This window comes from Pantoea sp. EABMAA-21, assembly GCF_030053335.1.
Taxonomy (GTDB): domain Bacteria; phylum Pseudomonadota; class Gammaproteobacteria; order Enterobacterales; family Enterobacteriaceae; genus Pantoea; species Pantoea communis.
Genome location: NZ_JASGBX010000006.1, coordinates 298,240 through 309,063, shown reverse-complemented (window position 1 = coordinate 309,063; position 10,824 = coordinate 298,240). Strand labels below are relative to the sequence as shown.

13 protein-coding genes are annotated in these 10,824 nt (G+C 55.4%); 4 read left to right on the top strand and 9 right to left on the bottom strand.

Annotation, left to right across the window (positions count from 1 at the left end):
* Positions 1 to 99: 99 nt before the first annotated feature.
* From QMZ65_RS11930 to wrbA, 3 genes are read right to left on the bottom strand one after another with little or no spacing between them, the layout of a single operon-like run.
* Positions 100 to 1,473 carry an NAD-dependent succinate-semialdehyde dehydrogenase gene (locus QMZ65_RS11930; RefSeq protein ID WP_097119568.1) on the bottom strand — a complete coding sequence of 458 codons (1,374 nt, stop codon included), beginning with the start codon at positions 1,471 to 1,473 and terminating at the stop codon, positions 100 to 102.
* A gap of 53 nt (positions 1,474 to 1,526) precedes the next feature.
* Positions 1,527 to 1,757, bottom strand: a complete 231-nt coding sequence (locus QMZ65_RS11925) for a YccJ family protein (protein ID WP_038647733.1) — start codon at positions 1,755 to 1,757, stop codon at positions 1,527 to 1,529.
* Positions 1,758 to 1,777: 20 nt separating this feature from the next.
* On the bottom strand, positions 1,778 to 2,377 hold the full coding sequence (wrbA, locus tag QMZ65_RS11920; protein ID WP_034820354.1) for an NAD(P)H:quinone oxidoreductase: 600 nt from the start codon (positions 2,375 to 2,377) through the stop codon (positions 1,778 to 1,780).
* Positions 2,378 to 2,722: 345 nt separating this feature from the next.
* Between wrbA and QMZ65_RS11915 the strand changes: the two genes are divergently transcribed.
* A complete protein-coding gene (locus QMZ65_RS11915; RefSeq protein ID WP_071845623.1) occupies positions 2,723 to 2,887 on the top strand; it encodes a con-10 family general stress protein in 165 nt (54 codons plus the stop codon).
* Positions 2,888 to 2,998: 111 nt separating this feature from the next.
* On the top strand, positions 2,999 to 3,913 hold the full coding sequence (locus QMZ65_RS11910; RefSeq protein ID WP_283216026.1) for a DMT family transporter: 915 nt from the start codon (positions 2,999 to 3,001) through the stop codon (positions 3,911 to 3,913).
* Here the strand turns inward: QMZ65_RS11910 and rutG are convergent.
* From rutG to rutA, 6 genes are read right to left on the bottom strand one after another with little or no spacing between them, the layout of a single operon-like run.
* Entirely contained in the window at positions 3,910 to 5,235 is a 1,326-nt protein-coding gene (rutG, locus tag QMZ65_RS11905; protein WP_283216025.1) for a pyrimidine utilization transport protein G, read from the bottom strand. The two genes, QMZ65_RS11910 and rutG, sit on opposite strands and share 4 nt — an antisense overlap.
* A 45-nt stretch (positions 5,236 to 5,280) precedes the next feature.
* Positions 5,281 to 5,802, bottom strand: a complete 522-nt coding sequence (gene rutF, locus QMZ65_RS11900) for an NADH-dependent FMN reductase RutF (RefSeq protein WP_283216024.1) — start codon at positions 5,800 to 5,802, stop codon at positions 5,281 to 5,283.
* Between the two features lie 16 nt (positions 5,803 to 5,818).
* Entirely contained in the window at positions 5,819 to 6,622 is an 804-nt protein-coding gene (rutD, locus tag QMZ65_RS11895) for a pyrimidine utilization protein D (RefSeq protein WP_058959637.1), read from the bottom strand.
* Complete coding sequence (gene rutC, locus QMZ65_RS11890; protein ID WP_058959636.1) at positions 6,622 to 7,017, bottom strand: pyrimidine utilization protein C; 396 nt, start codon at positions 7,015 to 7,017, stop codon at positions 6,622 to 6,624. Before rutC ends, rutD begins: the two co-directional genes overlap by 1 nt.
* 44 nt (positions 7,018 to 7,061) lie before the next feature.
* Positions 7,062 to 7,772, bottom strand: coding sequence for a pyrimidine utilization protein B (gene rutB, locus QMZ65_RS11885; protein WP_160832462.1), 711 nt, complete (start codon positions 7,770 to 7,772; stop codon positions 7,062 to 7,064).
* The gene (gene rutA, locus QMZ65_RS11880) at positions 7,772 to 8,863 is read right to left on the bottom strand and encodes a pyrimidine utilization protein A (protein ID WP_058959634.1); all 1,092 of its coding nucleotides are present in this window, start codon (positions 8,861 to 8,863) and stop codon (positions 7,772 to 7,774) included. Before rutA ends, rutB begins: the two co-directional genes overlap by 1 nt.
* A gap of 297 nt (positions 8,864 to 9,160) precedes the next feature.
* Between rutA and rutR the strand changes: the two genes are divergently transcribed.
* Together rutR and QMZ65_RS11870 are read left to right on the top strand one after the other, a co-directional pair.
* Positions 9,161 to 9,796 carry an HTH-type transcriptional regulator RutR gene (gene rutR / locus QMZ65_RS11875; protein ID WP_034820328.1) on the top strand — a complete coding sequence of 212 codons (636 nt, stop codon included), beginning with the start codon at positions 9,161 to 9,163 and terminating at the stop codon, positions 9,794 to 9,796.
* A 23-nt stretch (positions 9,797 to 9,819) separates the two neighbouring features.
* A complete protein-coding gene (locus QMZ65_RS11870; protein ID WP_283216023.1) occupies positions 9,820 to 10,794 on the top strand; it encodes a metal-dependent hydrolase in 975 nt (324 codons plus the stop codon).
* Positions 10,795 to 10,824 lie beyond the last annotated feature (30 nt).

Genomic DNA, 10,824 nt, shown 5'->3' with positions numbered 1-10,824 from the left:
TGAGAGATTACGGATTTTTGCAGAACTGCCGGATCATTCAACCGATCATTTTTGTCTTAACTGATCGGCATTACGCCTCGACGGGGTTTTTTATTTCCGTTAACCGGCGACGACCACCAGTTTTTGATTCGCAAACTCCTTCAGGCCAAGATCGGACAACTCCCGTCCATAGCCTGAGCGTTTCACGCCACCAAACGGCAACTCCGCGGCGGTATCGCTTTGAGAGTTGATAAACACCATACCGGTCTCGATCTGCGATGCCATGTTGCGCCCACGCAAAATATCGCGCGTCCACACTGAACCGCCCAGACCGTAGTGCGAATCATTGGCCAGTGCGATGGCGGTGCGATCGTCAGCCACCACATAAACCTGTGCCACCGGTCCAAAGAACTCCTGGTAATAGGCGGGATTTTGCGGTGTGAGGCCAGTCAGTATCGTTGGCTGATAATAACAACCCACGCCTTCTATCACTTTTCCGCCCAGTTCAACATGCGCACCCTGCTTAACCGCATCCTCAACCTGTTTCACTAAACGGTCGCGAGCCTCTTTCGATGAAAGCGGACCCAGCGTGGTGCTTTCATCCAGTGGATCCCCCGGTTTGGCCGATTGCAGGGCCGCACTAAACTTCACCATAAACTCCGTCGCGATTTTTTCGTGCAGGATAAAGCGCTTCGCTGCGGTACATACCTGACCACAGTTACTTAATCGCGCCTGCGCGCCCTGGCGCACGGCTTCGTCAATATCGGCATCGTCCAGCACCACGAATACGTCATTGCCGCCTAACTCCAGCGTGGACTTTTTCAGATGCTTTCCGGCCTGCTCCGCCACAGCGCTACCGGCACGTTCAGAGCCCGTTAGCGCGACACCTTGCACGCGCGGATCGGCAATCAGATCGGCGACTTGTTGATTAGAGATAAACAGATTGCTCCACGCACCCTTTGGCGCACCCGCTTCTTCAACCAGTTTTTCGAAGACATCCGCACAGTGCGGCACAATATTGGCATGTTTCGCCAGCACCGGATTTCCCAATGCCAGATTTGGCGCCAGCACGCGCATCAACTGGTAATAAGGGAAGTTCCAGGGCTCGACGGCGACCACCACGCCAATCGGGTGATACTCAAGCCAGGCATCGCCCACCGTGCTGGGATAAGGTTGTGCCTGTAATAAGTGAGCCGCATGTTCGGCATAGTACCGAGCGATCTGCGCGCAGATTTTTACTTCCCCCCGGCTTTGACCAATTAACTTGCCCATCTCACGACTGGCAATCTCAGCTAATTCGTCAACGCGCTGATCAATCAAATCGGCCAGTCGGTGCAGCACCTGCAGACGTGGCTGCATATCGCCTTTACACCACGTAGAGTGGTAGAGTTCGTCAGCCGCGCTGAGTGCCTGCTGCATATAGGTGTCATCGTGATCAGGCCAGGATTTCAGCAACTGATTATTGGCCGGGTTGATGCTTTGGTAGGCTGACATAAAGGGCTCCTTGGCAGAAAAAATGACAAAGGCGGGACATGCCCGCCTGAGTGTTAAACGTTTTTACGCTCGACTGTTTTGTCGTCCCACGTCAGAACGTCCTGATCGGTCTTATCAAAAGCGCGGAGCAGCACATCGTCGCTACCTTGCTGACGCCAGATTTCTTCCGCGAGTCGTTCGTCATAATTCGCCACCTCAAAAATGGCTTCAGCAATTTCAGGTGAGGTGTGGCGCAGCGTGGCCCATTCGCCCACGTGGTGAGCTTTCGACTGTTCTGTGGCCATAAAGGTCTCCTGTTGTGGATTTATCCTTGCAGTTTTACCGCCAGTCCGGCGACGTATTGGCCCTGATAGCGGGCAATTCCCAGTTCTTCTGCTGACGGTTGGCGTGAGCCGTCACCGCCCGCAATGGTGGTGGCGCCATAAGGCGTGCCGCCGCGTACCTGAGAAATATCGAAAAGTTCTTTGGTGCCATAACCGATGGGGACGATAACCATGCCGTGATGGGCGAGGGTGGTCCAAACGGAGGTGATGGTTTGTTCCTGGCCGCCACCGGTGCCGGTAGAGGCGAACACACTGGCGAGTTTGCCGTATAGCGCGCCTGAGGCCCATAATCCGCCGGTGCGATCCCAGAAATTACGCATCTGACCGGCCATATTGCCAAAGCGGGTTGGCGTACCCACGATGATGGCGTCGTACTGGGTTAAATCTTCAGGTTTTGCTTCAGCCGCCGCCTGATTCACCTTGCCGCCCACCTGCGCAAATCTCTCCGCATCCATGCTTTCCGGTACACGAAGAATGGTGACTTCCGCACCGCTCACACTCTTTGCGCCTTCAGCCACGGCTTGCGCCATGGTTTCGATATGTCCATACATTGAGTAATAAAGCACCAAAACTTTTGCCATGGTTTTCTATCCTGCTGAGGGTGATGAGTATTCAGAAGTATAGACCTGCTGAGGGTGATGAGTATTCAGAAGTATAGAAGAGACTGCGTAAGGTGCCGGAAGGGAGGATAGATGGATACGTCTAGCGCTGCGCTTTTTACCGGGCTAACCGCTTGTAAGCTGGATGTTAATCTGGTTTATGATAGAAAAATAAGTGAATTATATGTTTCAAAGTATGAATATTAGCCGAATATCAGACTGGCCTGGCTATCCTTTTATCAGGTGGCGCGAATACTCCGCCGCCTTGCTTTTCACCACATTGGATGAAAAGGCCTAACCACAGATGCTCAATCCCTGGAGGAAATGATGGCACAACATCGTGGAGGATCAGGCAATTTCGCGGAAGACCGCGAGAGAGCCGCGGAAGCCGGTCGTAAAGGCGGAAAAAATAGCGGCGGTAATTTCAGGAATGACCCGCAACGCGCTTCCGAAGCAGGTGAAAAAGGGGGACGCAGTCGCAGCAAGAAATAATGTGATTGTGTTTGATTCCCCCCTCCGCCGGGTTCTCCCGGCGGTAACAAAGATTGCTTTTCCCCTCCTGACCAGGCAAAAATGATCGCCAATCGATTATTGTGGTGCGTTATGTCTGCTTCAAATTCCCGTCTCAGCCTGCGTATTACGCGTCAGGAACTCGTTCTCATCTTCATTACCATGGTTTGGGGTGGCACCTTTTTGGTGGTGCACCGGGCGATGGCACATTCCGGTCCCTTTTTCTTTGTGGGGCTGCGCTTTGCCACGGCATCGTTATTGCTGGCCTTTTTCTTCCGCCGTTATCTGAGGCACATGACATGGCTCGAAGTGAAAGCCGGTGCGCTTATTGGCCTGTCGATTGCGGGTGGCTACGGCTTACAAACCTGGGGGATGCAAACCATCTCCAGCAGCCAGTCGGCGTTTCTGACCGCGCTATATGTGCCGGTGGTACCGTTACTGCAATGGGTATTTCTGCGCCGTCCGCCAGGGTTAATGGCATGGATTGGCATTATGCTGGCGTTTACCGGTTTAGTGCTGGTGGCCGGGCCACCAGACGGTAGCCTGACGTTGAACGCGGGCGAGATAGCGACGTTACTCAGTACACTGGCGATTGCGGCTGAAATTATTCTGATCAGTCGCTTTGCAGGCCAGGTTGATGTGCGTCGCGTGACGCTGATCCAACTGATGGTCGCATCGGCTTGCGCTTTTGTCTTTATGATCCCTAATGGCGAATCGGTCCCAACGATCTCAACGCCATTGCTATTGAGTGCGCTGGGTCTGGGTGCGGCCAGTGCACTGATTCAGGTGACAATGAACTGGGCGCAGCGCAGCGTGTCACCGACGCGGGCTACGGTGATTTACGCCGGTGAACCGGTCTGGGCAGGGGTGGTTGGACGGATTGCGGGTGAACGTTTACCGGCCGCTGCCTTGTTGGGCGGTGTGCTGATCGTTTGTGGGGTGATCGTCAGTGAGTTACGACTTCGCCGCAAGAAAGCGGTGCCTGAGCAGGCACCGCTGGAGCCTTAAGGATGCTGTCGTGCCGCCTGGTTTGCCAGCGCGGCACCCCGACGTTTAAGAATGGCATTAAGAATAATGGCACCGAAGGTCGCGGTGCCAATTCCGCCAATGGTAAAACTGCCGATCTTTAAAGCAAAATCGCCAGCACCCAGCACTAACGTGGTGGCCACCATGATCAAATTGCCGTTCTGACTGAAATCAACGTTGTTTTGCACCCAGATCCGCGCACCTGCCACGGCAATTAAACCGAATACCACAATAGAGGCACCGCCAATCACCGGGCCGGGAATGGTATGGATCAAGGCACCAAACTTCGGTGAAAAGCCGAGTATCAGCGCAATCACTGCTGCCGCGACAAACGCCAGTGTCGAATAGACTTTGGTCACCGCCATTACGCCGATATTCTCTGCGTAAGTTGTCACGCCGCTGCCTCCCATCGAACCTGACAGCATGGTGGCGAGGCCATCCCCGACAAACGCACGTCCCATCCAGGGATCAAGATTGCGTCCCGTCATACCGGCGACGGCTTTAATATGCCCAAGATTTTCAGCCACCAGAATGATGGCGACAGGGGCAATCATCACTATCGCCTGCATATCAAATACCGGCGCGGTGGTGTGTGGTAAACCAAACCAGGGCGCACTGGCGACACCGCTAAAATCGACTGGCTTACCGAGGCCAAACACATTGGTGAGCAAGGCGTAGATCGCCCAGGCGACAATCAGGCCAACCAGAATCAGCAAGCGCTGAACCAAACCGCGTGTGAAGACCGCGACCACGCCAATGCACAGCACGGTCATGACGGCTATCCAGCTATCGAACATTGATGCTGATACGCCATGGACAGCAATTGGTGCCAGGTTCAGGCCAATTGCCATCACCACTGCACCCGTGACGACAGGGGGCATGAGCCGCTCAATCCAATCCGTACCCACCTTCATAACGATCAGGCCAATGAAGGTATAAAGCGCGCCGCAGGCAATGACGCCGCCTAGCGCCAGCGACAGATTAGGGTTCAATCCCTGGCCGTTGAATCCGGTCACCGCGATAATCACCCCGACAAAGGCGGCGCTGGATCCAAGATAACTCGGCACGCGTCCGCCAGTGACCACAAAGAACAGCAGCGTGCCGATACCGGAAACCAGAATCGCCAGGTTGGGGTCGAGTCCCATCAACAACGGCATTAGCACCGTCGCGCCAAACATTGCTACAGCATGCTGCAGGCCCATGACAAACGTCTGCCCGAACGGCAGGGTTTCATCCGGTGCAATCAGCCCATCTTCGGTCATGGCTGACTTTTTCTGCCAGCGGGGGAACCAGGAATTCACCATCGTTTTCTCCAGGATATCGGTGGAACCGGACCGCGCAGAGCGGCGTTAGCGGGCGTCCTGCCGTAAAAGGTGATGATATCCACGGTCAAACCACGCCAGGCCATGGGAATCATCGTTACGTACCAGCGCAAGTGCTTCACACATCAAAACGTCGTGTGTGCCAACACTGACCACCTGGGTGATTTTGCAATCGAACGACACGGTGGCACCCTCCAGCAGCGGTGAACCGCTGGCCAGCGTGTGCCAGTTAGCCGCAGCAAAACGCTGATCCATCGGCGTTTTACCACCAAACAGTGTCGAAAGATCTTCATGACCGGCCGCCAGGGTGTTGACGCACAGATAGCCATTGTCCCGAAAGGTCGGCCAGACTGAGGCCGAACGATTCAGACACACCAGCAAAGTGGGCGGCGTATCCGTCACGCTACAGACAGCAGATGCGGTGAATCCGGCGCGACCAGCCGGACCGTCGGTGGTGATGATATTCACCGCCGCGCCCAGTCGTGCCATGGCATGGCGGAAAGCATCGCGATCTACATTCGGTACCAGCGGCAGTTCAAGCACACTCATGGTTTCACTCCTCTGTTCAACTGGCGGCGCGCTGTGCAGGAGCAGCCGTTTCGGCCAGCCACCCCAGCAGCAGAGCGTTAAACTTATCGGCATCGGTCACGCTCATCGCGTGCCCGCCCCACGGCATCTCAATCAGACTGCCATTCGGCAGCGCCTGGGCCAGTTGTGGAGAGCAGCTCCACGGCACCAGCAGATCGTCCTGGCTACAAATGGCTAACACAGGCTGATGAATCCGCGCCGCATGCGTACGGAAATCACTGTTCATTAATGCATGCAAGCGGCGCAGCAGATTTTCCATGCCCTGAAAATGGGTCACGTGATGGGCATCTTCAGCGGTGATGCGCGCCTGATGGCGCGCCAGCCATTCAGCCGGATAGAGGAACAGTGGCTGCGCTCGCACGAAGGCTTCAACGCCTACGTTGAGCAGGAGATCCTGCCGCACCTGGAAGCAGCGTTGCGTATGAGGATCCAACGAGAGCCAGCCATTAATCACCACGACGCGGCCGACACGATCGGGATAATCCAGCGCCAGCTGCAGGCCAATCAGGCCACCCAGTGCGTGGCCAATAATGTCGTAATGGTGAATATCATGCTGCGCCAGTAGCTCAGCCAGTTCGGCGGCCATCATCGCCATGCTGTAGCCTTCAGGCAGCGTATCGGCACTGCGACCGGTACCGCGCTGATCGTAAGTTACCACGCGATAATGGGGAGCGAGCGCCGCCAGCTGGGGTTGCCAAAAGCCCGCCACGCCACCCAGGCCGGACGACAGCACCAGTGTTGGCGCGTCGGCAGCGGTTAAACCATGAATCTCAAGGTGCATTACGCCTCCTGCGGCCCGATGTGCGCGACGCTGGCAATTTCAATCAGCGCATCTGGTTTAACCAATCCACACTGAATGCAAAAGCGCGCGGGTTTGTCGCCGGGGAAATACTCGGCGTAGACCTGGTTAATCGCGGCGTAATGGCTCCAGTCGGTGAGGAAAATAGAGTTGAAAGTGACGTCACTCATGCTGCCACCGGCGGTCTCGATCACCTTTTTGATGGTTTCCAGTACGTGTCGGGTTTGTGCCGCGGCATCGCCGACGTGGACGACATTGTTACTGGCATCGAACGGTAGCGTGCCTGACACGTACACCACGCCATCGGCCAGGGTTCCTGGCACAAAGGGCGCAATCGGGGTGCCGCTTCCGGCAGGAATAATCACACTTTTAGGCATCGTCGCAGTTCCTTATCGTTATGGTTTTGCAGGTGAGATGGACCCTAAGCTTTCAGAGCTTCACAAAAAGTGTCCGTGTCGCTAACCCAGCCAAAGAAGGTTTCGATGTTGAAAATCGCCGCTTGTTGGGCAAATGCCGGTCCGGCCTGATAAGTGGCGTCTTCCAGCACCACGCCAAAATATTCGAGGAAGAAGCCATCGCGCAGTGTCGACTCAACGCACACGTTGGTGGCAATGCCGGTGAACACCAGGTGGCGGATACCGCGGCTGCGCAGCATGCTATCGAGTGGCGTATTGAAGAAGCCACTGTAGCGCGGTTTGGGCAGCACGATGTCTCCTGCCTGCGGCACCAGTTCATCCACCAGCGCATAATCCCAGCCGCCTTTCGACAGGAGCGTGCCCTGTAACTCCGGGCGCTTACGCATGGTTTTCAGTGCATTCGATTTATGGAAGTTAGGCGAGCCGGCATCACCCGCTTCAACGTACTGGTCATCCCAGCCGTTCTGGAACCAGATAATCTGCATGCCAGCGGCGCGCGCCGCGGTTACCGCCTGATGAATTTTGGCGATCACTGGCTTTGTGGCGGAGACATCAAAACCAGCAAGATCCAGATAACCCCCTTCGGTGGCATAGGCATTCTGCATATCGACGACGATCAAGGCGCTTTGCGTCGGCGGCAGTGCAATCGCTTCTGGTCGGGCGGGCAGGGTGATATTGGGCAAACTCGACGTATGGGCGCAAGTCACGGTACTCATCAGGCAACCTCCTTCTGCGAAGTGATAACGTTTTGACGACACTGCATTAATGGCTGGATACGCTCACCGAAATCTTCAATGCCTTGCAGGAAGTCATCGAAGGTCAGAAGCACGCCCTGTGTGCCGTCAACCTCGGCAACTTCATCCAACATTCGTGCCACATTGGCGTATGAACCCACCAGGGTGCCCATATTGATGTTCACGGCTGATGTGGGATCGGCCATCTGACGCACGTTGGTGTCGCTGCCGGACTTGGTATCCTGCTGACTTTGTGTGGTGAGCCAGGCGAGCGCTTCTTCATCAGCACCCGCTTTGTAATGCTCCCATTTGGCGCGTGCGGCTTCGTCGCTTTCGGCAGCAATGATCATAAACAGCACATAGGAACCGACATCCCGTCCGGCTTTATCTGCTGCGACTTTCATGCGGCTGGCGGTCGGGGCGAAGGCGGTAGGCGTGTTGACCCCTTTACCGAAACAGAAGTTGTAATCGGCATGCTGCGCGGAGAATGCCATGCCGGCATCGCTCTGACCGGCGCAGATCACCTTCATCGGTTTCTGCGGTTGCGGGCTCACGCGGCAGTCGTTCATGGTGAAAAATTCACCCTTGAAGTCACTCTGACCAGTGCCCCATAAATCGCGCAGCACGGTGACGTACTCGGTGAGGTATTGGTAACGGCTGGAGAAGTATTCATCACCCGGCCACAATCCCATCTGTTCGTATTCGGGTTTCTGCCAGCCGGTGACCAGATTGACACCGAAACGACCATTGGAAATCGAATCGATGGTGGCGGCCATGCGCGCCACAATTGCTGGGGGCAGCGTCAGAGTGGCTGCCGTGGCATAGATTTCAATCCTTGAGGTCACCGCCGCGAGCCCCGCCATCAATGTGAAGGATTCGAGATTGTGATCCCAGAATTCGGTTTTACCCCCGAAGCCGCGCAGTTTGATCATCGAGAGCGCAAAGTCGAAGTGATAATGCTCGGCCTTCAGCACAATCTCTTTATTCAGTTCAAAAGTCGGTTTGTACTGCGGCGCATGGGTGGAGATGAGCCAGCCATTATTGCCAATCGGGATAAATACGCCAATTTTCATGTGAAACCTCTCTGCATTGAACGGGCATTGCTCTACGCGCTGCACTGCTTCCTGCGAGCGGCGCTCAGTCACAAAACTGCAAAGCCTGTGCCACATTTTTAAATACCTTGTACAACAATGTGTTAAAACCCATGGAAGGATGAAAGTGGAGTGGTTGGTCTAAATCAGACCGTTTGGTCAAAACTTTTTGCACGTTTTTCATGCGCACGGTGGTCAAAAAAGGTGCAGGGAGAGCGATTAGGCAGGAAAGAGGGGCTTTGTTATGATGCGATCAGGCAGGATTGAAGAGGTAACAGTGTGAAAAGCGATGAAAAACAACCGGGCCGACGTTCACGTGCCGTTGCCGCAAAACGGGCTGCGATACTGGAAGCGGCGTTAAGCTTCTTCTCGCAGTTCGGTATTCACGGTACCAGCCTCGATAAAGTGGCAGAGCGTGCCGACGTCTCCAAGACCAATTTGCTTTACTACTATCCCTCAAAAGAGGTGCTGTATATCGCGGTTCTGAAGGAGATCCTTGATGTCTGGCTGGCTCCACTGCGCGCACTGCGCCACGATCAGGACCCACTGACCGCCATTCGGAAATATATCCGTCTTAAGCTAGAGGTGTCGCGCGATCACCCGCAGGCCTCGCGCTTGTTCTGTCTGGAAATGCTCCAGGGTGCGCCGTTACTCAAAGGTGAACTGGCCGGGGATTTAAAAGCGCTGGTGGATGAGAAGGCGGCGATCATCGAGCAGTGGATTGCGGAAGGGCGGTTAGCCGGGGTGCAGCCGCAGCATCTGTTTTTCCTGCTGTGGGCCACCACGCAACATTACGCGGATTTTGCGTCACAGGTTGAGGCGATCACCGGCCAGACCCTGAGTGACCCGGAATTTTTCGAGCAAACGCTGGAGAATGTACAGCGCATGATTATTGAAGGGATCCGCGTGCGTTGATCCCGCTTTAACCAGGAGAGTGCATGGATTCGCTATCACAACTGACGTTGGGCGCGGCGGTCACCGTCGCGGTGATGGGCAAGCGCGTGCCGCTATGGCAATCGGCGCTGGTGGGTGCGATTGCCGGCACCTTGCCCGATCTGGATGTGTTTATCGATCATGGCGATGCGATTCGCAATATGACGCTGCATCGAACTGAGAGTCATGCGCTGATATGGCTCACGCTAGTTGCGCCTCTGCTGGCCTGGCTGATCGCAGGTGCAACACGCAGTCGCTCCCACTGGCACGGCTGGTGTCTGGCAATTTGGCTGGCCCTGATCACGCATCCGTTGCTTGATCTGACAACGGTGTACGGCACGCAGCTGGGGTTGCCGTTTACCGATTTCCCCTACGCGATTGGCAGCATGTACATCATCGATCCGTTGTATACCTTGCCGTTGCTGATCGCGCTGGGGGTGGCGCTATGGCGGCGTGATGGAGTCGGACTGCGCTGGAATCAGGCGGGTTTGCTGATCAGTACGCTGTATCTTGGCTGGAGCATGGTGGTGCAGGGCGTGGCGACGCAGCATATCGATCGTGATTTAACTGATCAATCCATCAAGCCGCAGCAGGTGCTGGTGACGCCAACGGCATTTAATACCCTGGTGTGGCGAACCGTGATTATGACCCCCGATCGTTACGGTGAGGCCTATTGGTCACTGTTGTCACCCGATCGAGCACTGGAAATTCATTGGCACCCGCGCAACCCGCAACTGTTCGATGCGTTTAAAGGTGACTGGTATGCCGAGCGGGTGGCGTGGTTCAGCCATGGTTTTTACGCCATGCGCCAGCAGGGTGAAGAGACCTTGATTTCGGATTTAAGGATGGGGGAAGCACCCAATTACACCTTCACCTTCAATCTGGGATCGGCACATGTTCCCGAACCGGCACCAGAAAGGGAGCCTTCTGTGCGACCTTCACTGGCGCAGGCATGGCATAAATTACGCGAAAGGTTATAAAAAAAAGCCCCGAGCATTCGGGGCTTTTTG